Source organism: Neorhizobium galegae, assembly GCF_017877135.1.
GTDB classification, from domain to species: Bacteria; Pseudomonadota; Alphaproteobacteria; order Rhizobiales; family Rhizobiaceae; genus Neorhizobium; species Neorhizobium galegae_A.
Map to the genome: position 1 here is coordinate 14,284 of NZ_JAGIPH010000006.1, position 22,897 is coordinate 37,180.

Sequence of the window (22,897 nt, forward strand, 5' to 3'; positions counted from 1 at the left end):
ATCGCCAGAGGCATGCTTATCAAAGCATGTTTACCGCATGCCACCCGCGCGATGACCGTCGCTCCTCGACCCCCGGCTACATGCAACATTGGCCTATAAGCTTGATATTTACTTTACTAAGATGTGTTGACCGCTCTCGTATATCATTTGCATTGCGCCGCTGTTCCGGATGCTCAATATGAGCTCTCACTGCCTGGCACAGGGCATCAACATTCCCCGGCGGCAGGATAATGGATACGCCCTTGAGGAACTGCCCCAATTCTGTTCCGTTCTCCACCATCGCCAGTATCGGCTTCCCGCTCGCAAGCATCCCTGCAACTTTCGACGGAAGAACAAGATCCGCAACCCCTCTGTCTTGCGGCAGGGCGTGCAGGTCGGCCATGTTGAGAAATTCGTTGAGACGCGCATAGGGCTGGAACGGAAGAAAGCGCAGATTGGGCAGCGTGCCATATCTCGCCTGCAGTTCGGCCTTCAGCGGGCCCTCGCCGGCAATCACGAAGTGAATGTTCTTCTCGCCGCGCAATTGCTCGGCCGCATCGAGCAGAACGGTGAGCCCCTGCTTTGCACCGACATTGCCGGAATAGAGAACGACGAAATCGTCTTTGGTGAACCCCTGTTCGGCGCGGTAGGGGCTTTCCTCCGTCATCGGATAGATGTGGGAGAGATCGACCCAGTTGCGAACGATGGTGACATCCTCGCCCGCAACGCCTTTTTCCACCAGCTTTTCTGCCATGCGATTGGAAATGGTGATGATCTTGTCGAAACGTTTGAGCGTGAAGCGCTCGAACGCGAAGCCGAGCTTTTTAAGGAAGCCGAGCGCGCCGAGATGGCCCACGGCAAAGGCGGCATCCACTTCCAGATCCTGCACATGTAGAACGGTTCTGCCGCCGACCAGCTTTGCAGCGAGCTGTGCTACGGGTGCTGCAAAGAGCGTCGGCTCGACGCAGAAGACCGTCGCAGGCCGATGACGCACAATCTGCCAGAACACCACCGGAGCCGAGGTGACGGCAAAGCTCAAGGGCGCCAGCAACCGCCAGATGCCTTTCATCTTCGCGCGCAACAGGAGCGGCGTGCGCAAGACCTTCACGCCGTTCTCCATGGTCCTGGAATAAGCGTTTCGGAAACCGGGCTGGACCGTCCAACCGGGATAATGCGGCGGTGTCGTGACAACCGTGACATCGGCGCCTTCAGCCGCCAAATACTCACCGATCTCGCCGGTATATTTTCCCACGCCGGCCAGTTCCGGCGCATAATTCATGCCATAGATAACGATACGCTTGCGCGTAAGGGAAACGGTCGCGGCAGCCTCCGTTAGCTCCTCCCCATCGAGCATAACCGTTGTCATGCAGCCGTTCCCTGCCGACGCTCCGCATACTGGCCGCTCAAAAAGGCCGCATAGGCGCTACGGATACCATCTTCGAGGCCGATCTTCGGCGTCCAGCCGAGGCCGCGCAGCTTGTCGGCGCTCATCAGCTTGCGCGGCGTGCCGTCGGGCTTCGACAGATCGTTGATGATGTCGCCCTCGAAGCCGACGACCCGGCAGACCATCTGCGTCAGTTCCAGAATGGTCACGTCGTCGCCATAACCGACATTCACATGTGTGTCGGCCGAATAGGTTTTCATCAGATGCACGCAGGCATCGGCGCAATCGTCGACATGCAGGAATTCGCGGCGTGGGGTGCCCGTGCCCCAGACCACTACGTTCGGCTTGCCTTGGGTCTTGGCATCATGTGCCTTGCGGATCAGAGCCGGCATGACGTGGCTGGAATTCAGGTCGAAATTGTCGCCGGGACCATAGAGATTGGTCGGCATGGCCGAGATGTAATCATGGCCATGCTGCTTGCGATAGGCCTGGCAAAGCTTGATGCCGGCAATCTTGGCGATCGCATACCATTCATTCGTCGGCTCGAGCGGCCCGGTCAGCAGCGCATCCTCGGTGATCGGCTGCTCCGCAAATTTCGGATAGATGCAGGAAGACCCGAGGAACAGAAGCTTTTCCACGCCGACCTTGTGGGCGGCATGGATGATATTGGCTTCGAGGATCATGTTCTCGTAGAGAAAATCGGCCGGATAGGTGTCGTTGGCCAGGATGCCGCCGACCTTTGCAGCGGCAAGGAAGACGGCGTCCGGACGGTTCTTCTCCATCCAGGCTTCGACCTCGACCTGACGCGTCAGGTCCGCTTCAGTGCGCGATGCGGTCAGCACCTCGCAGCCCTCCGACGCCAGCCGGCGAACGATCGCCGAACCGACCATCCCGCGGTGACCGGCCACATAGACCTTCTTGCCCTTCAGGTCGTAAGCCATGATCAGCCCTCCAGGCTTACCGGCAGGCTGAGGCCATGCTGCTTCAGAAGCGCATGACGACGTGCCGACTTGTGATCTTCCGCCACCATTTCCGCGCACATCTCCTGCGCGGTGATTTCGGGAACCCAGCCGAGCTTCTGCTTGGCCTTTTCCGAACTGCCGAGCAGCGTTTCCACTTCCGCCGGGCGGAAATAGCGCGGGTCGATCCGCATCACGACATCGCCAACCTTCATCGCCGGCGCCAGATCGCCGGTAATGGCAACGACGGTTGCGACCTCGTCGACGCCCGAGCCGGTAAACTCCAGCGTCACGCCGAGTTCGTTGGCGCTCCATTGGATGAATTCGCGTACCGAATACTGAAGGCCGGTGGAGATGACGAAATCATCTGGCTCGTCCTGCTGCAGCATCATCCACTGCATGCGCACGTAATCCTTGGCATGACCCCAGTCGCGCAGGGAATCGATATTGCCCATGAACAGGCAGGATTCCAGCCCGAGCGCGATATTGGCCATGCCGCGCGTGATCTTGCGCGTCACGAAGGTTTCGCCGCGGCGCGGTGACTCGTGGTTGAACAGCACGCCGTTGCAGGCATACATGCCATAGGCTTCGCGGTAGTTGACCGTGATCCAGTAGGCGTAAAGCTTGGCGACGGCATAAGGCGAACGCGGATAGAAGGGCGTCGTCTCGCGCTGAGGAATTTCCTGGACGAGGCCGTAAAGCTCCGACGTGGACGCCTGGTAGAAGCGCGCCTTCTTCTCAAGACCGAGGAAGCGGATCGCCTCCAGCAGGCGAAGCGTGCCGATCGCGTCGACATCGGCGGTGTATTCCGGTGCCTCGAAGCTTACGGCCACATGCGACTGGGCACCGAGGTTGTAGACCTCGTCCGGCTCGATGTCGCGAATGATGCGCGTGAGGTTCGACGTATCGGACAGGTCGCCGTAATGGAGTTTGAAGCGCGAATTGCTGACATGCGGATCTTCGTAGATATGATCGACCCGCGCCGTGTTGAAGAGGGATGCCCGCCGCTTGATACCGTGGACTTCATACCCCTTTTCGAGAAGCAATTCCGCAAGATAGGAACCATCCTGGCCGGTTACACCGGTGATAAGCGCAACTTTACCGTTGCCAGCAGCATTAAAGGTCATAGCATCCCCGAATAAAATTCATGCCAATAACGATGGTCAAAGTCACGTTCGCTTTGCCCAAACGAATTCTGTTTACTGGTCCAATCGTCTGCGAATTTTAGTAAAGTACGCTTTGCTGCATGGCAACAATATATTTCTATCGCAGTTAACTGGCCGGCCAGTGTTGCAAAAGCTCAATATAGGCGCATCGGCAACCGCAGCATCGTCATGTCCAGGATTTCACGCAATCGGCGGATGAAATGGCGGCTACTGCCCTCCCGAGTGGGCGCGCAAAATTCAGCCCTGCCGCGCGTCCTTGAGACGAACGCGGGAGGTCGAAATCGTCTGAAAATACGTAAGCCGATGAAGAGGGTTGGCCCGGCCGTTCGCCCTCAGACGCGGCCGTCCCGGATGCCGTCAGGGGCTTCAGCGGCCATGGCAGGTCCGAGAATCGGTTCGCCGGTTCTTTCCAAGGGAAAACTGATATCGCAGACCAGGCCGGTCTGCGGATAGGAAATCGACACGGTGCCCAAGAGTTCATATTCGATCGTGCGCTGGATCAGCGTCATGCCGAACCCCTTGTCGTGCGGCGGCGTGACCACAGGCCCGCCGGTTTCGCACCAGGAAAGCAAGAGCATCGGTTTACCCTTTGCGTCCTTTTCCTGCGACCAGCCGATGCGCACATGGCCCTCATGATTGCTCAGCGCGCCATATTTCACGGCATTGGTCATCAACTCGTTCAGCACCAGCGACACGGAAAGTGCCGCGCGCGGGTCAAGCAGGGTCAAGGGTCCGGGCACCATCTCGATGCGGCCGCCGTCCAGCCGGTAGGCGGCGGCCGTGCGCACGATCATGTCGTTGAGGTCGGCCTCGTTCCAGTTGGTTTCGAACAGAAGTGCATGGGCGTCGGCCATGGCGCGCAGGCGCCCCATAAGGTTTTCGACATAATCGTCGATCGTATGGGCCGTCCGCGCCGTGCGCCGCACGATCGACATCACCATCGCCATGGTATTCTTCACGCGGTGGCTGAGTTCGCGCACCAGAAGCTCGCGGTGTTCTTCCACGCGCCGGCGTTCGGCGCGTTCGCGCGCTTCCGACAGCGCCCGCTCAACGGCTGCCGCAAGCCGGATCAGCCTCTGCTTCAGCACGTAATCGGTCGCGCCCCGGCGAAAGCTCTCGATGGCCGCCTCTTCGCCAAGCACGCCCGACACGAAGATGAAGGGGATTTCCGGCACACGCTCATGGGCAAGCTCCAGCGCCGCCATGCCGTCGAAATCGGGCAGCGAGTAATCCGCCAGGATGACATCGAACTCCATGGTGGAGAGCGCTTCCACATAATCGGCGCGGCGTGCCGCCCGGTGAATGGCAGGCAGCGGCTCCATCCGCTCCAGGTGTTCGCGAATCAGTTCGGCATCCAGCGCGCTGTCTTCAAGCAGAAGGATTCGGGCAGCGTGATCAGACCTTGGCATTACGGAGATTTCCCGGTGGCGGTTCGTTGAGCAGCGCCCAGAAGACGCCGAGGTCCTGAATGGCCTTGAAGAATTCGGTGAACTCGACGGGCTTGACCACGAAGGCGTTGACGCCGAGCTCGTAGCTCTTCACCAGATCCTGCTCCTCGCGTGAGGAGGTGAGCATCACGATCGGGATATGGCGAAGCTGCGGGCTTCTCTTCACCTGTTCCAGAACCTCCAGCCCGTCCATCTTGGGAAGTTTGAGGTCGAGAAGCACGACGGCCGGATCGCCCTGCATGCGGTTGCCGTGCGTGCCGGTGCGCCGCAGATAATCCATGGCTTCGGCACCATCGCGCGCGATAACGATTTCATTGGCGAGCTGGCATTTCTCCAGCGCGGCCAGCGTCAGCTCGAGATCGCGGGGACTGTCCTCGACCAGCAATATGGGACGCAATTCAGGCAATGGCGCGACCTTTCCTCATCTCGTTCGGCAGATAGAAGGTGAAGGTGGCGCCTTGGTCCACCTCCCCTTCCGCCTCGATGCTTCCATTGTGACGTTCAATGATACGGCGCACCAGCGCAAGGCCGATGCCCGTTCCTTCAAAATCCTCGGCCCGCTGAAGACGTTGGAACACGCCGAACAGCTTGCCGACATAAGCCATGTCGAAACCAACGCCATTATCGGAGACGCTGTAGATCGTCATGTCGTCCCGGACATAGCCGCGGATGGCAATCGTCGCAACCGACCGCGGCTGGGTGTATTTGACGGCGTTGTCGATGAGGTTGAACCACACCTGGCGAATGAGCGTGACGTCGCCGAGCGCCGGCGGCAGGTCGGATACCGACCACTCGATCCGTCGCCCGCCATTGTCCAGGGTCACCGATTTGACGACATCCGCCACCAGCTTGTTCATGTCCATCGGCTTGGGCACGATTGAGGCGCGGCCGAGCTGGGAAAAGCTCAACAGGTCATCCACCAGCCGGCCGGCGGAAATGGCCGCTTCCGAAATGGTCTGCAGGTAATGCCGTGACTTGTCGTCCAGCGTCGTTTCGCGCTCGCGCAGCAGCTCGGCAAAACCGACGATGTGGCGGAAGGGTGCGCGAAGATCATGCGAGACCGAATAGGAAAAGGCTTCCAGTTCCTTGTTCGAGCGCTGCAGGTCGCTCGAAAGCTGCGCCATCTCCTCCGCCTTGCGCAGCACCACGCCGACAATGGCGGCGCGCAGGTTGCGAGCCGCCGCAAGCTCGGCCTCGTTCCAGGGCTCGGCCTGCAGGCGCACCAGTTCCCGCCAGGCATCGAAGGATTTGCGCGGATGGATGCGGCCGCTTTCGCCCACCCGCTTGTGCGGGTTGCCGCCCCATTGCACCGTGCGCACCAGTTCCGGCCGAAACCAGATCAGCCAGCTCGCATGCAGTTCCGATATGCCGATGGCAAGCACGCCGCTTGCAATGGCGCCAAAGGCTTCGCCTGCCGGATAGTCTGCGGCGAGCGACTGGGTCGCAAACAGGTCGCGTCCCTCCGGGCGGGCTTCCAGAAAGGAAACGAGCCGGCGCAAATCCTCTTCTGCGGGCGTGATGCCGAAGCTGCGAAGCTCGGTCGGCGTGATCACGCAGGCGCCGGTGGCCGTCACCTGCTCGAGCAGCCCCTCACCTTGGGAGACCAGGCCGTCCAGCCAGTCGTTCTCGGCCGACATCGCCGACAGCAGCCGGGTCGTCACCTGCGACAGTTCAACCCGGCGCGCCGCATCCTCGGCGCGCGCCAGCGATCCGATGCGCATCGCAAGCGTCTGGGCTGCGAAATCGCAGGTTTCGCGCAGCGCATGCGACACGGTATGGGCGCCGGCGCTGTGGCAGGAGATCAATCCCCACAGCCGACCGTCGATCATGATCGACACGGACATGGAAGCGCCCGTGCCCATGTTGCGCATATATTCCAGATGCACCGGCGATACGCTGCGCAGCTGGGCAAAGCTCATGTCAAGCGGCTCGCCGGTCTGGGGATTGTGCGGCGGCACCAGCGGCACGGCCGTGTAATTCACATCCGGAATAATGCGCAAGCGGTTGGAGGCGTAGAGCGCCCGGGCCTGAGCCGGGATATCGCTCGCCGGAAACCGCAGGCCAAGATAAGATGGCAGACGTCCATTGCCACTTTCGGCCACCACCTGACCGTTCCACTCATCATCGAAGCGATAAAGCAGAACCCGGTCGAAACCGGTAAGCTCCGCAATGAACTGCGTCACCAGCACAAGCGAGCGGGAAATATCGGTTTCGTCGGACAGTTTCTGGACGAAGCTGCGCAACTGGCCAAACACCTCGTCCATCTGCTCGGGCCCGCCAGGCTCCACCTCGCAGACGATGAGCGGTCCGGCGCGGTGGGCGAGAAGCGTCAGTCCCTGCCCGGCAAGCCGTGTCTGGAAAAAGGCCTGACGGCCGGCATGCCAGTTCAGCAAAGCCGTGATCGCCGCATCCAGCGCCGCCGACGGGCACTGCCCCAGCACGACGTCATCCTGCAGATAATCCGAAAGATTGGCACTGACCTGCATCACCACCTGATCCTGCGGGCGCAGCACGAAGAGCGCGCCATGCGGCTGAATGGCACCCGGAACGCGGATCGGCTCACGCGCGCAGGCTTCCAGATCCAGGTCCGATGGGGTCAAAAGAGATCTCCGACTGTCATGCAGGGCCTGCCACGCCGCCCCGCCCCCGCGGGCTCTGGTTCTGCCGGGGAGAAAGGGCGTGATGCGTCGAGGCCGACGATTTCATCGTGAGACATAGTCGCGCGCCGGCGAATGTAAACGCCGGAAGGTGATTTAGTTTGGCAAGATTCTGTCGCGGCACGGCCATGTCTGCGACCAGCCCGCGAACCGCGCACCGAAGACTTACGCATAACGGGTGGAGCGCCCGAGAGAGGAGCGTCCTCTTCGGCCCACCCCCTCCCGAAAAGACGCTGAACTGCGGATCCAGCGGCGTCAGACGCCCGGTGCTTATCGGCGCGCCCCGACCGCTGCCGTGCGCATCGCCGGTCGATTGTCTCGTGCCCCCTCTGCCTCGCTGCCCAGCCGGAAGCGCGATGTCAGCTGGAAAAGTTCGCTTGCTTCCTGTGCCAAGGCATGGCTTGCCGCGTTCGATTCCTCCACCATGGCGGCATTCTGCTGTGTGCCGAGATCGATGGTATTGACCGCCTGATTGATCTCGCCCAACCCCGTCGACTGCGCCCGCGAGGTCTCGACGATCGCTGCGACATTGGACGAAATCTCGCGCACGCGCGCCACGATCTCTTCGAGCGCGTCCCCGGTCTGCGCCACCAGTTCGACGCCCTTCTGCACCTGGCCGGCCGAGGTATTGATGAGGCTCTTGATCTCCTTGGCAGCCTTTGCCGAGCGCTGCGCAAGCTCGCGCACTTCCTGGGCGACCACCGCAAAACCCTTGCCGGCCTCCCCCGCACGAGCGGCTTCCACGCCGGCATTCAGCGCCAGAAGATTGGTCTGGAAGGCAATTTCATCGATCACGCCGATAATCGAGGAAATCTCTCCGGAAGAGGCGGCAATCAGGCCCATGGCATCGATGGCCTGGCGCACGACGAGGCCGGATTGTTCCGCTTCGCTGCGGGTACTCTCCACAAGAACGCCCGCCTCCTGGGCGCGCCTGCTGGAATCGCCGACCGTCGTCGTAATCTGCCCAAGGGCTGCGACGGCCTCCTCAACGGAGGTCGCCTGCTGTTCTGTGCGGCGCGAAAGGGCATCGACGGCGCCATGCACCTCATCGGCGCCGGCAGCAATGGCTGCCGCATTGCGCGACACCGCCGACAGGGCATCGCGAAGCCGGGCACAGGCCTCATTATAGTCGACGCGCAGCGGCTCCAGCGAGGCTATGAAAGGCTGGTCGATGCGGGACGACAGATCGCCGCCCGCCATGCCCTTGAGGCAGGCGCCGAGCGTTTCGACATTGTTGACGCGGGCCGTCACGTCGGTTGCGAATTTCACCACCTTGAAGACCTTGCCGTCCATGTCGATGATGGGATTGTAGGAGGCCTGGATGTAAACCGGCGTGCCGCCGCGGGCCAGTCGCATGAACTCGCCGCCGACGAAAGCGCCGCTTTTCACGTCCTGCCACAGTTTGCGATATTCCGGTGTCTCGACAAAGCGCTGGTCGCAGAACATGGAATGATGGCGCCCGACGATATCCGGCAGTTCATAGCCCATGGCCGACAGGAAGTTTTCGTTTGCAGCAAGGATCTTTCCGTCCGGCGTGAACTCGATGACCGCCTGGGCGCGCGACAGGGCGGCGAGCTTGCCGGCATTTTCGGCCGCCGCCAGCTTGATGGCGGTAATGTCGGTTGCAAATTTCACCACCTTGTAGACCCGGCCGTTCTTCACGATCGGGTTGTAGGAAGCCTCGATCCAGATCTCGCGGCCGCCCTTGGCAATGCGCTTGTACTGGCGCTGGTCGAAGCGCCCGGCGGCAAGCCCCGCCCAGAACTGCCGGTAGGCGTCACTGCTCGCCTCGGCGGGGTCGACGAAGAGGCTATGGTGCCGACCGATGATCTCGTCGGCCCGATAGCCGAGCGCGGTGCAGAAATTTTCGTTGGCGGAGAGGATCTTGCCGGAGGGATCGAATTCGATCACTGCAAACGAACGGCTCATGGCCTCCAGAACGCGATGGGCATCAGATGACAACAGGTTGGGCAGCGGCATCAGGGGTCTCCATCCGGCCTGCCGCAGCTTGCACCGCATCGTCCGCATCGGAAGACTGCGTCTGCGAAGAGAGGGCAGGACTGGAAATGCATCGGGAAAGTGTGGGTGCTGGGCTTCATGCCCGGGGCGGCCGGAACACAGCCGCTACCGCTCCATTATGTAGGCTTCCGAAATTACCAATGCGTAAATTAGGACCGACGAACGAGGCGCCCGACCAGGGTGGGTTCAAACCGCCCTTAGGGCAACCCCGGGACTCTGTCTTGCGTCCCGGAATGCCGCCTGTCCGCCGCTAGTCGATCAGGCGGCGACGGATGCCTTCGGCGATGGCCTGCGTGCGGTTGCTCGCGCCGATCTTGCGGGTGGCGTGCTTGATATAGGTATTCACCGTATCGACCTGATAGCCGCTTTCACGGGCAATCTGCTCGCTGGTGAGCCCCCGGGACGCAAGGCGCAGGCAGATCAGTTCGCCGGCCGACAGCTTCAACTCGACGGCGGCAAATCGCTCGACCAGCGGACGGGTGATCTCGGCATGCGTTGCCTCGGCAATGGCGGCAAAGAACTGCACTTCCTCCGGCAGGAACGGCGTCGTGCGGGTAAAGCCGACGCAGCCATAGGTCGTCTCGCCCCGGCGAATGGGAAACAGGGTGCGGTTTTTGACGTTGAAGGTGTCGAGAAGGTAGGTCAGCCTTGCCGGCAGTTGGACATCCTTCAAAACCTCGCTTTCGATCACCACGCCATCCGACACGCTGGAGAGTTTCACGAAGGGATCGGCCAGGTGATAGCGTTCCTCGTAATAGGCCTCCAGAAAGGCCGGGGGAAAGTCGGTGTCGATCGACTGCGCCGTTCCAAAACGGAACTTGTCGATATCAAGCCCGCTCACCATCACAAAGTCGAAAGGCACCGCCCGGCGCAGGCGTTCGATGAACGGATGGCCCTGGATGAAGCGATGGCGGGGGACGGAGGCAAGGTCAACATATTGATCGAGTTCGTCGAGGCGTCGGAACATGGGTCTGGTCAGCATAGGACAATCTGGGCTTTCTCGACCTTAAGGATCGAGACATGAATAAAAAGAGAGCGGCACAGGGCAAATCGTGTGATTCGCATTCTGACACATAGACAGATTTATGGGGAGAGCGTCTGGGGAAGACAACCATACTATTGTATGCGCATCCCGATTGCACCCGAAAAGGTCTCACCTATCGCTAAGACGACATTAAGTATTCCGCGGGTACATTCGATCATGCTTATGCACTGATCTTGCCCCTGGAGAACTTGATGTCGGCACATGCGAAAACTCAACAACTGAAAGAACGCCTGGACTTTATCGGCCTCGATGAAGCCCAGCGGCGCACGCTGACAACACTGCGTCCGATGATTGCCGCCTCGATCGGTCCGGCTCTCGACGCCTTCTACGACAAGGCCAAGAAACACCCGCATACGGCGAGCTTCTTTGCCGATCCGGCCCATATCGCGCATGCCAAGGGCCGCCAGATCAAGCATTGGGACTCCATCGCATCCGGCGAGTTCAACGAGCATTACGTCGATGCCGTAGGAGCCGTCGGGCGCACCCATGCCCGCCTCGGGCTTGAGCCGCGCTGGTATATCGGCGGATATGCGCTCATCATCGAAGGCATCATCAAGGCCGTCATCGCCTCCGAACTCAAAGGCTTCTTCGTCGACAAGAAGGCGAAAGCAGCCGAAGACAAGCTGTGCGCCGTGGTGAAAGCCGCGCTCCTCGACATGGATTACGCCATTTCCGTCTATCTGGATGTGCTGGCCGACGAACGGGCGCGGGTGGAAGCGGAAAAGGCAAAGGCGACAGAGGAGCAGCAGGTTGCCCTGGACGCGCTCGATACGGCGCTGCGTGGCCTTGCCGGACGCGACCTCACGGCCGAGGTGCACCAGGCACTGTCACCGGAGTTCGAAAAGATCAAGGCCAACTACAATCTCTCCGTCTCCGAACTGGACGGCGCCATGAGCGAGATCCGCTCGGCCGTCGAGCAGGTGCGGGCGGAAGTCAGCGGCATTTCGTCCTCCACCGACGATATGGCCAAACGCACCGAGCAGCAGGCCTCCGCCCTCGAACAGACGGCCGCAGCGCTCGAAGAAATCACCACGATTTCCACCAATTCGGCGCAGCGCACCAATGAGGTGCAGGTAATCGTCAAGGAATCGGCCGAAGAGACCGTACGCTCGGGCGAAGTGGTTCAGCAGGCGATCAGCGCCATGGGCGAAATCGAGAATTCGTCGCGCAAAATGACGCAGATCATCGGCGTCATCGACGATATCGCCTTCCAGACCAATCTTCTGGCGCTGAATGCCGGCGTGGAAGCCGCCCGTGCCGGCGAACAGGGCAAGGGCTTTGCGGTCGTCGCGCAGGAAGTGCGCGAGCTTGCCCAGCGTTCGGCCAATGCGGCGCGCGAAATCAAGTCGCTGATCGACCAGTCCTCCAACGATGTCAACCGCGGCGTCAGCCTCGTCAACCGCACCGGCGAGGCGCTGGTGACCATCGGCGACCGGGTGAACGCGATCAGCGAGCATATTGCCCTCATTGCCCGTTCCGCCAAGGAGCAGGCCTCGGGCATCGACGAAATCAACGCGGCCATGCGCAGCATGGACCAGATCACCCAGCGCAACGCCGCGCTGATGGAAGAAACCAACGCCTCGACGCAAAATCTTGTCGGCATTTCCTCCGGTCTCTTCGAGCTTCTGTCGCGCTTTCGCACCAGCGGCTCAAGCCAGCACCGGAGCACGGAGCAGCGCCTGCGCAAGCGGGCCTGACGGGTGACAGGCCGTTCTCACGCCTGGGAGCGGCCTGCTCATCCGACTGTTTGCCGTGAAGCAAAGCTTCATTGCAGCGCCTTCAGCATCGGATGGATCGAAAACCGTCCACGCTCGGCCTTGCGGGTCAGATCCCGCAGATAGCCTCCGGGCGAGCGGATGGCCTCCGCCCGCTCGAATATGGCAGAGAGGGTGATGGCCGCCTCGATGTTGCCCATGGCGGCGCGCGCCTCGGCCCAGGCGCTCGGACTGATGCCGAGCATGGAGCGCACGATCTCGGCCGCTGCCACCACATCCTTCCAGCTTCGAATGCCGTCGCGGGCATAATCGATAATCTGCGGGCAGCAGTCGAGGAAGTGCCGCAGGCTGACGCCCACCGACTTGCGCTCCGGAGCCGGCGGTGCTGCTGTATCCGCCTTTCTTCCTGTCGCTTCCTCATTGCCCTTCGTCATCCCAGAGAGAGACGGATCGAGAGCGCGCTGCGGTTCCACCCCTTCATTTTGTCTGTGGCCTTTTAATTCAAAGGATGGATCTGTATTTGAATTCTGAATGTGGCGCTCAGAAACGGACTCATTGGCGCTCATTTCTTGTTCTGAAAGACTGTCCAGGTAGGCTCTTTCCACCTCTGCACGCAGCCGCAGAAGCTCGGATGCCCGGTTCAGGTGGTCACTGAGCGCGCCATTGCGGGCAACCCTGCCCGACAGGCTCGCGAGCCTCAGCACAAAATCCTGCCAGTCGCCACGCCGCGCCTCAGAGAGCGCCGCCTCGATGGTCTTTGCGATGTCCCGCAGATGCAGGCTGATTTCCGCCCGCACACGCGCGATCCGCCGCGCCAGATCGCGTGCGGCTTCCGCATGGGCTGCGATCTCGTCGCCGGCGAGCGCGAGCGGTGCGAGATCAAAGCCGAAGGCGTTTTCCACCACGCCGCGCTCGTCGCGCTGGCAAAAGCGCTTGCCGTTCGGGCTGTCGCGCCGAAAGATCAGTCCTGCATCGACGAGCGCCGCGAGATGCCGGCGCAGCGTCGGGGCGGACATGCCGCGGCAGCGCAGCGAAAGCTCTGCATTGGAGGGAAAGACGATGATCGGCGACCGGCCATCCAGCTGACGTTCCGGGTGAAAGCTCAAAAGCGCCTCGAGCACCGCAATCGACCGGTCGGAGAGACCGTAGACATCGCGAGCCTCGGTCAGTGCGCGGATCAGCTGCCACTTTTCGGCCGTGCCCGTTTCGTTGCCGCCGCCACCATCGCGCAGCTTCTTCTGTTGCCCTTCGACCTGCGTCATCCGAGCGAAATTTTTTGCGCGCAAAGGCGCGCCGCCAAACGGCGTCGTTGCCAATCTTTCGGCCATGTTCCTCTCCGTCAGGAGGCAAGCGGCCTAAAACGACACCGTAGGCAACAAAATCCACGGTCGGAAACAGCATTGCAGCCGCCGACTCTTGACTTTGACGCGTGGAAGTGATTCTCTTGAATTGCTACATTGAAGAGGGCTTCCGAAATGGTAACGTTTTGGGGGCCTTTTTTTCTTGCTCTCGTTTCGTCCTTTCAAGCTTCGTCGGTCGCCCGGCAGCAAGGCCGGATTGTGCACAGACCATCGTTCTTCAGACGCTTTGTCTGTGCCTTCACGCTTTCACATCCTGCACGACGCACCCCTCCCGACCGGAATGGCCGCAGGGTTTCTGCAGGTAGTATGCCACCAGATCAGCACCTGGGGACGAACTCTGTTGTCGTTTCCGCTCAGCCGGTCTTTCGGGCTGCCAGAAACTCCTGGTATCTTTCACTCAAAAGGGCCGCGGCCTCGGTCAAGAAGGCATCGTCCACGGTCCCCTGAAATTCGATCCTCGGTGCCTTTCCGTCGCGGCGAAGGCGTGCAAAAACAACGCCTTGCGCGTCCTTCAGCTCGAGGGGTTCAGCTGCTGGAGCGGCAGCCTTGCGCGGGCCTGCGGCAAGCGCTGCAAAGAGCGTTTGAAACCGCTGGTCGCTATCACTTAAGAGAAAATTCCGCTGTGAAACTTCCCCGTCCGCCACCGTCTGGCGCTCGGGTTCGCGCAGCAATTCGCCAAGCTTCATCCAGCGGTCGCGTCCGGCCTTCGGCGCGGCACCAATGAGGCGGATGTATTTTTCCGGCACGCTGTCCACCACCTGCATCAGGCGCGACAGCTCGCTTTTCTGCACCGACAGCGCTTCACCGATCACCTTGCGGTCAAAGCCGCGGGCGGCCAGATTGCGGGCAAAGACCGCGCGTTCGATGAAGGAGAGGTTGCGGCGCTCGGCATTTTCCTTGCCCTGCGCCAGAACCAGCTCATCATCGGTGAGCGCCCGCACCACCGCCTTCACCTCGATGCCGAGGCGGGCGGCGGCGCGGATGCGGCGGTGCCCATAGGCGGTCTGGTAGCGGCCCTCGTGGGTCGGATGCGGGCGCAGCAGAACCGGCACCTGCTGGCCGCTGTCGCGCATGCTCTCCACGAGGCTTGCAAAATCCTCGTCGTCGCGGTCTTCCAGCCGCAGCCGGTCCTCCACGAAGGAGGCCTCGATGCGGTCGGTCGCGACCGAAATCACCCGCTCGCCCTCCGACAGCGCCTGGCGCAGCGCGCGCACCTCATCGGCATCGCGCGACATAGAGCCGAGCGAGAGGCCCATGGCCTTCACGGCCCCCGATGCGCTGCGCCCTGACAGCAGCGACGGCGAAGCCGGCAGCCGTGCGGCCTCGGGCGTTGTCGTTGGAGACGGCGCGTCCGGTGCCCCCTTATCGCCCTTGCCCTTGCCCTGCCCCGTGCCGGCCCCGTTACCGGATGCCGGTCCCGCGGGTTGAGGCGTGCCCTGCGGCGCGGGCGCAAGCCCGCCCCCGAACAGGGCCTTCAACTCGTTCTTGCGGCTGCCAGCCATCACATCATGCCTTTCCGTCTCGCCATCCCGCGGTCACCAGCCCCAGGACGAATGAATCAGTGTCTCGACCTCGCCATTGACGGCGTTCATCGCTTCCAGCGCCCGGTCGTAGGTGGCGCGGGTGAAGTTTTCGCGGCCGACCTCGTAAAGCGTTTGCTTGGTCAGCCCCGCATCCGAAACGGCGGTGGACTTCACCATCGGCGAGGTCAGCACCCGATCGCCAAACAGCGAGCGCATGAAGCCGACGATCTGCGCCTGCGGACCGTCATTCGTCTCGTAACGGGTGACGAGATAGCGCAGGAAGTCGAAATTAAGCGTGCCGCCGGCTTCGCGCACCACCGACAGAAGATCGGAGGTCATGAACAGAAACTGGTTCATCGAGGCGACATCGAGCATCTGCGGATGCACGGTCACCAGAACCGAGGAGGAGGCGCAGAGCGCCGACAGCGTCAGATAGCCAAGCTGCGGCGGGCAATCGATGACGACGACATCATAGTCGTCCTCCACCGTCTGGAGGGCGGCCTGGATGCGGGCGAAAAACACCGGACCGTTTTCTTCGCCGCCCTGGCGGCGCGAAAGAGCCTGCGGCGTCTCGTGCTCGAATTCCTGCAGCTCGATATTGCCGGGCACCAGATCGAGGCCGGGAAAATAGGTTTTGCGGATGACGTCCGACAGGGGTCGTGCCGCGCCATCATAGCGGATGGCGCCGTAGAGCGTGTCATTGCCGGTGAGGTCGAGCTCCGGCTGATAGCCGAAGAGCGCCGAAAGCGACGCCTGCGGATCGAGATCGACGGCGAGAACCCGATGGCCCGACAGCGCCAGATATTGCGCCAGATGCACGGCCGACGTGGTCTTGCCCGAGCCGCCCTTGAAATTGGTGACGGAAATGACCTGCAGATGCTCGCCGCGGGCTGCGTCGCGTCTTGGCAGATAGGTGCGGGCCTTTTGCAGATTGCCCTTGGAAATCGCCTGTTCCGACAGATAGAGCCGCAGCGCATTGATGTCGGACAGCGAATAGAAGCGGCGCCCGCCGGCGCCCGTCTCCGGCTGCGGGCCCTCGCCTGCCAGCGACAGCTGGCGCAGATAGCCATCCGAGACGCCGATCAGTTTCGCAGCCTCGCCGGACGAAAAGGCGCGCAGCGTCTTGGAGGCGGCCGGCGGAAACAGCCGCTCGCGCATGGCCTTCAGCTGCTCCGACAGCGCCTGCGCATCGGCGGCGATCGTCACGTCAGCGGGCTGACGCGTCTCCTCGAGCCCGCCTGCCGTCTTTGTCTTTGCCGTGTCGCGCGCCGTGGACGCCATGCTTTTCTCCGTCAATCCGCCGCTGTGCGGCAGCCCCTGCCCTCTTGCCTTCCAGAGACTGCCCTGCAATCTGAAAGACCGGATGACACTTCCCCGCGTCAGGCGGAGACGATTCTGTCTGGTGATCTTATACGCCCGTCTCGATCGCTAACAGAGGGGAAACCCTCTAACGCTGAAAGACCTCATATCCGCCTTCTCGCCGTTACAGGCTTGATGCAGTCAGAGAGTCGCGTCAAGTTTTTTTTGGTTAACGTGAATTAACCACTTGACGCCGACACCCGTTTTCGACCGAACGCCACTCCCCGGCCACAGCCCCTGGAATATGACTGAATCCATCAACTTTAAAGTTGACTCATGTTTGCATGTTTATATTTTCACGCCGCAGTACCCGCGGGGGACAAAACCAGCGGATGTGACAGGGGAATGTATGACGATGATCGCAGGATTATCCGGACAGCGAGCCGTCTCGCCGTCAATGAAGGCACAGCCGTTTGACCGCTCTTATAGTCGTCGCGCCGCACTTTGCGCCAGCGTGGCAGCGCTTGGCCTGATGGCTGCCGCAACCGGCGCGACCGCTCAGGACGCAGCAAACGACAGCGCAAACGGAACTGTGCTTGCGCCGGTGCTGGTGCAAGGTTCGGCCCGCGAAGGCCAGACCGACCGCTCGATCGTTGCCAAGCAGGCACGCGTCGGCTCCAAGACCGATGCGCCGCTGATTGACGTGCCAGCCTCCGTCTCGGTCGTCACCGCCAAGGAATTCCGCGCCCGCGACGCCCAGAATGTGCAGGATGTGATCGCCTATACCGCCGGCGTTTCCGTCAACGAATTCGGCTCCGATTCGCGCTACGACTATTTCCGCATTCGCGGTTTCGACGGCACGACGCTCGGCACCTATCGCGACGGGCTTTCGGCCCGCGTGCCGGCCTGGTACACCGCCCAGCGCATCGAGCCCTATGGGCAGGAGCGCGTCGAGGTGCTGAAGGGCTCTACCTCAAGCCTGTTTGGCCTGAACAGCCCCGGCGGCCTGATCAATGCCGTCACCAAACAGCCGCAGGATGAAGCCCATGCCGAGCTTTACACAACCTTCGGCGATGGCCACCTGGAAACCGGGACGGATTTCGGCGGCCCGATCGACAAGGACGGTGTCTTTTCCTATCGCCTGACGGCCAAGTGGCAGAATGCCGATCTCGGCATGGACTATACCAATGACGACCGGCTCTACATTGCGCCGGCGCTGACCATCAGCCCGGATGCCGGCACGTCGCTGACCATCCTCACCGATTACAGCAAGCGCGATTCGTCGACCGCCCGCGGCATCCCGCAAGGATCCAACATCGATATCGACACCTTCCTCGGCGAGCCGGATTTCAACCACTTCAATACCATCCAGAAGGATGTCGGCTATATCTTCAGCCACGAACTGGCGGAGGGCCTGACGTTCCGCCAGACGGCTCGCTACACCCATGTCAGCCTCGACTATGCGGACGTCTACGGCGCCTCCACCAATCCGGCGGCGAGCCGCAGCGCCTTTTCGGTCGACGGCGTGGCCGATCGCTATGCGATCGACAACCAGCTGCAATACGACATGAGCGGCGAGCGATACGAGAGCAAGACGCTGATCGGCCTCGATTACGCCTATGACGACACGCACGAGAACATCCTTATCGGCACTGCCGGCCCGCTCGACATCTATAATCCCGTCTATTGCGGCCTCTCCTGCATCAATCTTGGACCTTATGTCGACTGGAAGGTGAAGCAGAAGGCGCTCGGCCTTTACGCGCAGGAACAGCTGACACTCGACGACAAGTGGATCCTGACGCTCGGCGGCCGCTGGGACCACGTCAACACCAAGGCGGATTACCTTCTCACGGGCACGCAGGACGACAATACCGACAGCAAGTTTACCAAGCGCATCGGGCTCACCTACAAGGTCACGCCGGAATTTGCCGCCTATGCCAATTACTCCACCTCCTTCCAGCCGCTGGTGACGCCGACAGTCAATTACGGCGCAAGCGTCAGCCTGAAGCCGCAGGAAGGCGAACAGTATGAAGTGGGCGTGAAATACCAGCCGGAGGGCTTTGACGGCCTCTTTACGCTCGCCTATTTCGACCTGACGCAGACCAATGTGCCAAGCACCGTCAACCCCAGCGTCCAGGTGCAGATCGGCGAGGTGCGCGTGCGCGGGATCGAGCTGGAAGGCAAGTTCGCGCTCACCGACCACTGGTCAGCAACGCTTGCCTATTCCTACTGGGATGCCGAAATCACCCGGGGCGAGGGCGGCGCAAATGTCGGCAACCGGCCCGAACGCGTGCCGGATCATCTGGCCTCCGCCTGGCTCTCCTACACGCTGCCCGGCGACGGCAAGCGCGGCGACCTGACGCTTGGCGGCGGCGTGCGCTATGTCGGCCAGAGCTACGGCGACAACGCAAACACCACCAAAGTGTCCGGCTATACGCTGTTTGATCTATCGGCGCTCTACAAGGTCACCGACAATCTGAGCCTGCAGGTGACGGCGAAGAACCTGTTCGACAAGGAATACGAGACCACCTGCTACTACGGCAACTGCTTCTACGGCGACCGGCGCAGCGTCCTCGGCACGGTGAAATACACCTGGTAAGGGGCTTAAGAGTGCAGCAGGGCACGACAAAGGCGAAAGAGGTGACGGACGCGCAGACGCTGGACGACGGCTGCGCACCCGTCACCGATATCGGCGATCTGGTGGTTGCGGCAACGGGCAAGCGCTATGCCGCCTATTGCCGCGGCCGCCTTCTGCTCGAGGCGCCTGCGGATGCCGATATCGTGCCCTGCGCCAGCCTGACGGACCCTGGCACCTTCGACACCCTCATCGACCGCTATGCCCAAAACCATGCGCCCGACACCGACCGTCGGGCGCTTGTTTCGCTCTGGTCGCTGTTTTACTGCGCAAACCTCGTGATCGGGGCGGCCATCACCTTTCTGGAACTGCGCCGCGTGCTGCCGCTGTCGCTTGACGAGGCGAGCCTCATCATCGACCGCCAGAGCGGCACGCCGCGCGGCTTTCTCCTGCCGCATGCCGGCCATGTCGATGCGCAGGCGGATGTCTATGCGGGCATGGCGCCCGTCATCCGCCATCATTTCGATCCGCTGTTCACGCAGCTTGCCGCCCATACCGGCCTTGGCCGCAAAACCTTCTGGACCAACACGTCCGCCTATCTCTCCTGGATCATCCACGAGATCGGACAGCAGGCGGGCTCCCCGCTTGGCGACGAGGGCCGGCTGATCACGGAAAGCCAGGCCTGGCCGGACGGCTGGCGAAATCCGCTGGCGCGGCTCGTGACCGTCGCCTTGACCGAGAAGGGCGAATATTGCGGCAACCGGCGCATCTGTTGCCTGCGCTATGCGGTGAAGGGCGTCGGCGGCTGCGGCGCGATCTGCCCGGTGCCGGAAGGGCGCGCGACCGGCCCCTGATTTTTCCCCGGCCCCGTTTCTGTATTCAGCTCACCCCGCCGCTGCGACGCCTTTCCGTCAGGCCCGCGCGCGACGCATCAGGAGGATGAGGAAAGGCGCGCCGATCAGCGCCGAGACGAGACCGGCCGGAATTTCGTAAGGGTAGGCAAGGCTGCGGCCCAGCCAGTCTGCCGCGACCATCAACATGCCGCCGATCAGCGCCCCGCCAAAGAGTTGCGGTGTGGCGCGCACGAAACCGAGCTGGCGGGAAAGATGCGGCGCCATCAGCCCGACGAAGCTCAGCGGCCCGACGCTCATGGTGGCAGCGGCACTGAGCAGGCCCGCAAGGGTCAGAAGCAGAAAGCGGGCCCGCCCGACCGGCACGCCGAGCGCAGAGGCCGCAGACGAGCCGAGCGGCAGAAGCTCGAGCCAGCGGCGCATGAACGCACTACCGGAAATCAGCAGCACGGCGAGAACCGCCGCCATCAGCGCGCCGAAGGCCGACACGCTGTAGGTGGAGCCGCTCATCCATCGCAGGAGGAAGACGGCGCGCGGATCGCCGGTGGCACCGATCACGCCGATCACTGCATCCACCATGGCGCTCAGCGCAATGCCGGCCAGAAGCACCCGTTCCGGCTGCAGGCCCGAGCGCGCGGCGAGAAGAAAGATCACCGAGAGCACGGCAAACGCCCCGAGTGCCGAAAAGCCGAGCTGCGCGCCAAGACCGGGCGCTGCAACCAGAAACACCGCAACCGCCACGCCAAGCGTCGCGCCAGCGCTGATGCCGAGCACTTCCGGGCTTGCCATTTCATTGCCCGTCAGCCGCTGCAGGATCGTTCCGGCAACGGCCAGCATGGCGCCGGAAAAGAAGGCAGCGGCGATGCGCGGCAGCCGCAACGCCAGAAGATCGCCGGAGAGATCCGGCGGCATTAGCGTAAAGCCGAGATCGGGACTGCGGCCGAAGACGAGCGCGACGGCAAGAACCAGAACGGCTGCCGGCAACATCAGGCGCTTGGCAAGACGGGCCGTTGCCGGGTTAAGCGACACAGGTGCCTCAGCCTCCATCAAGCGGTGGCGGATCTTGAGGCGCGGCAGCAGGATCAGCAGAAGCGGCGAGCCGAAGATGGCGGTGACGGCGCCGGTCGGCAGGAAATCGGCAAAAGCACCGGCCGTGGCAAGAAGGGCGGTGTCGGTCAAGAACAGGAGGGCCGCCCCGATCAGCGTCGACCAGACGAGTTGCTGACCGGCGCGTGGCGCACCGGCAAGGCGGGCGATGGTGGGCGAGACCAGCCCGATAAAGCCGATGACGCCGACGGCGCTGGTGACGAAGGCGGCAAGCGCCACGGCCGCCATGACCGCGACCACCCGCAGCCGGACCATATGGACGCCGAGCGCGCGCGCACCTGCATCGCCCAGTTCATTGAGCAGAAGCGGGCGCAGGATGGCTGCAACGACAAGGCAGACGAGGGCAAGCTTCGGGGCAAGCGACAGCGGGATCGCCCAGCTCTGTTGCGACAGCGACCCGGCCCCCCAGATGAAGAGGCTGACCAGATAGCGCTCGTTGAGGAGCATCAGCACGGCCGAGAGGGCACCGCACCAGAGGCTGACGACGAGACCGGACATGACGAGCGAGATGGGGGAAAACTTCTGCCGCGCTCCCATCAGAAAGACGAGGCCGGCAGCGGCCGCACTGCCGCAAAGCGCCACCAGATCCCGCCCGAAGCCGAGGAGACCGGGGACGAACAGCGTCACGGCAACCAGTGCCAGATTGGCACCGGCCGAAATGCCAAGCGTGGTGGGAGAAGCAAGCGGATTGCGCAGCACCTGCTGGAAGAGCGCGCCCGACAGCGCAAGCGAGGCGCCGGCCAGAAGCGCGGTTGCCATGCGCGGCAGTGTAGAATTCAAAAAGACGAGGCGATGCATGGCAGAGCCGGTGGCTGCGTCCGCATTCCCCATCAGCACGGCTGCCTGCGGGGCCGCGAGGACAAGCGACAGGCCAAGCAGCATCACGACGATGGCGGCCGGACCGAGATGCGATTTGAGGCTCATGCCGCCTGCTCCAGATGGTCGGTGATCAGACGGGCAAAACGCATGGCATCGTTCAGCATACCGAACATCAGCGCGCCGGGCAGCACCGCAAGCTGGCCGGGCCGCGCAAAGGGCAGCGCCTGCCAAAGCGGGCTTTCTTCCAGTTTCGGCATCACATCCGCCGGAACCGGCTCGAAAATGATCAGGCGCGTCGCGGGATCTTTCATCTCCGCCAGCCGCTCGATGCCGATGGTTTCAAAGCCCCAGAAATTGCCGGGCGCCGTCCAGGCATTGGCAAGGCCGATCCGCTGCATGACGTTGTGATAGAGGCCGGGCGCCGTATAGATGCGGGCATGGCGGGCATCGAGGAAACTCAGAAGCGCCAGCGGCGGCGCACCGATGCGGGCAATGCGCGCGCGGCACTCATCGAAAAAGGCTTCCGTGCGGGCGATGAAGGCGTCGCCCTCGTCCTTCCTCTCCACCCGGGCGGCCAGCGCCCGCGTGGCGGCAAAGGCCTTTGGCAGCACATCGCCGCCGTCTGCGGTAAACACACCGAGGCTCAGCGTCGGCGCCACCGCCTCCAGCCGTGGCGTCAGGGCCGCATTGAACGGCGTGGTGAGGATCAGATCCGGCCGCAGGCTGGTCAGAACCTCGAAATTGATTTCCCAGGAACTGCCGAGATCGACAACCTCTGCCGGCAGGTCCGGCTCGATCACCCAGACATCCCAGTCCGCACGCGAGGCGACCGCCTTCGGCACGATGCCGAGCGACAGAAGCGTCGAGGCAAGGCCGTAATCGAGGCTGACGATCCGCTGCGGGCCGGCCGAAAGCGCGAGATCGGGCCTCAGGACACAGGCGGCACCGGCGGCGATGAAGCCGCGTCGGGTCAAGGCAAGGGACATCGGC

Annotated in this window: 16 protein-coding genes; 3 read left to right on the forward strand and 13 right to left on the reverse strand. The window is 62.4% G+C overall.

What is annotated here, in order from left to right; all coding sequences use genetic code 11:
- Positions 1 to 76 precede the first annotated feature (76 nt).
- From J2858_RS17205 to J2858_RS17240, 8 genes are all read right to left on the reverse strand, one after another.
- Positions 77 to 1,345 (reverse strand): WcaI family glycosyltransferase, encoded by a 1,269-nt coding sequence (locus J2858_RS17205; RefSeq protein ID WP_210106077.1) that lies wholly within the window; start codon positions 1,343 to 1,345, stop codon positions 77 to 79.
- The gene (fcl, locus tag J2858_RS17210; protein WP_281067745.1) at positions 1,342 to 2,304 is read right to left on the reverse strand and encodes a GDP-L-fucose synthase; all 963 of its coding nucleotides are present in this window, start codon (positions 2,302 to 2,304) and stop codon (positions 1,342 to 1,344) included. Before fcl ends, J2858_RS17205 begins: the two co-directional genes overlap by 4 nt.
- A gap of 2 nt (positions 2,305 to 2,306) precedes the next feature.
- On the reverse strand, positions 2,307 to 3,449 hold the full coding sequence (gmd, locus tag J2858_RS17215) for a GDP-mannose 4,6-dehydratase (RefSeq protein ID WP_210106078.1): 1,143 nt from the start codon (positions 3,447 to 3,449) through the stop codon (positions 2,307 to 2,309).
- 371 nt (positions 3,450 to 3,820) lie between these two features.
- The gene (locus tag J2858_RS17220; protein ID WP_210106079.1) at positions 3,821 to 4,897 is read right to left on the reverse strand and encodes a sensor histidine kinase; all 1,077 of its coding nucleotides are present in this window, start codon (positions 4,895 to 4,897) and stop codon (positions 3,821 to 3,823) included.
- Positions 4,884 to 5,342 carry a response regulator gene (locus J2858_RS17225; RefSeq protein ID WP_210106080.1) on the reverse strand — a complete coding sequence of 153 codons (459 nt, stop codon included), beginning with the start codon at positions 5,340 to 5,342 and terminating at the stop codon, positions 4,884 to 4,886. Before J2858_RS17225 ends, J2858_RS17220 begins: the two co-directional genes overlap by 14 nt.
- Positions 5,335 to 7,536 carry an ATP-binding protein gene (locus J2858_RS17230; protein ID WP_210106081.1) on the reverse strand — a complete coding sequence of 734 codons (2,202 nt, stop codon included), beginning with the start codon at positions 7,534 to 7,536 and terminating at the stop codon, positions 5,335 to 5,337. The genes J2858_RS17225 and J2858_RS17230 overlap by 8 nt, the downstream gene beginning before the upstream one ends.
- Before the next feature lie 327 nt (positions 7,537 to 7,863).
- A complete protein-coding gene (locus J2858_RS17235) occupies positions 7,864 to 9,573 on the reverse strand; it encodes a methyl-accepting chemotaxis protein (RefSeq protein ID WP_245366508.1) in 1,710 nt (569 codons plus the stop codon).
- A gap of 289 nt (positions 9,574 to 9,862) precedes the next feature.
- Positions 9,863 to 10,594, reverse strand: coding sequence for a helix-turn-helix transcriptional regulator (locus tag J2858_RS17240; protein WP_210106082.1), 732 nt, complete (start codon positions 10,592 to 10,594; stop codon positions 9,863 to 9,865).
- A gap of 254 nt (positions 10,595 to 10,848) precedes the next feature.
- On the opposite strand from J2858_RS17240, the gene J2858_RS17245 reads away from it, so the two are divergent.
- A complete protein-coding gene (locus J2858_RS17245) occupies positions 10,849 to 12,354 on the forward strand; it encodes a globin-coupled sensor protein (RefSeq protein WP_210106083.1) in 1,506 nt (501 codons plus the stop codon).
- A 68-nt stretch (positions 12,355 to 12,422) separates the two neighbouring features.
- Here the strand turns inward: J2858_RS17245 and repC are convergent, their stop codons facing one another.
- The 3 genes from repC to repA all read right to left on the reverse strand — a co-directional run bounded on the left by repC (position 12,423) and on the right by repA (position 16,537).
- Positions 12,423 to 13,700, reverse strand: coding sequence for a plasmid replication protein RepC (gene repC, locus J2858_RS17250; RefSeq protein ID WP_210106084.1), 1,278 nt, complete (start codon positions 13,698 to 13,700; stop codon positions 12,423 to 12,425).
- Between the two features lie 386 nt (positions 13,701 to 14,086).
- Entirely contained in the window at positions 14,087 to 15,235 is a 1,149-nt protein-coding gene (gene repB / locus J2858_RS17255) for a plasmid partitioning protein RepB (RefSeq protein WP_210106085.1), read from the reverse strand.
- A 33-nt stretch (positions 15,236 to 15,268) separates the two neighbouring features.
- Positions 15,269 to 16,537 carry a plasmid partitioning protein RepA gene (repA, locus tag J2858_RS17260; RefSeq protein WP_210106086.1) on the reverse strand — a complete coding sequence of 423 codons (1,269 nt, stop codon included), beginning with the start codon at positions 16,535 to 16,537 and terminating at the stop codon, positions 15,269 to 15,271.
- 475 nt (positions 16,538 to 17,012) lie between these two features.
- On the opposite strand from repA, the gene J2858_RS17265 reads away from it, so the two are divergent.
- Positions 17,013 to 19,154: a TonB-dependent siderophore receptor gene (locus J2858_RS17265; RefSeq protein WP_432443371.1), complete on the forward strand. Its 2,142-nt coding sequence runs from the start codon at positions 17,013 to 17,015 to the stop codon at positions 19,152 to 19,154.
- 11 nt (positions 19,155 to 19,165) lie between these two features.
- On the forward strand, positions 19,166 to 19,984 hold the full coding sequence (fhuF, locus tag J2858_RS17270; RefSeq protein ID WP_210106087.1) for a siderophore-iron reductase FhuF: 819 nt from the start codon (positions 19,166 to 19,168) through the stop codon (positions 19,982 to 19,984).
- Positions 19,985 to 20,041: 57 nt separating this feature from the next.
- On the opposite strand, the gene fhuB is transcribed toward fhuF, so the two are convergent.
- Together fhuB and J2858_RS17280 are read right to left on the reverse strand one after the other, a co-directional pair.
- Positions 20,042 to 22,012 (reverse strand): Fe(3+)-hydroxamate ABC transporter permease FhuB, encoded by a 1,971-nt coding sequence (fhuB, locus tag J2858_RS17275; protein WP_210106088.1) that lies wholly within the window; start codon positions 22,010 to 22,012, stop codon positions 20,042 to 20,044.
- Complete coding sequence (locus J2858_RS17280) at positions 22,009 to 22,893, reverse strand: ABC transporter substrate-binding protein (RefSeq protein WP_245366510.1); 885 nt, start codon at positions 22,891 to 22,893, stop codon at positions 22,009 to 22,011. Before J2858_RS17280 ends, fhuB begins: the two co-directional genes overlap by 4 nt.
- Positions 22,894 to 22,897 lie beyond the last annotated feature (4 nt).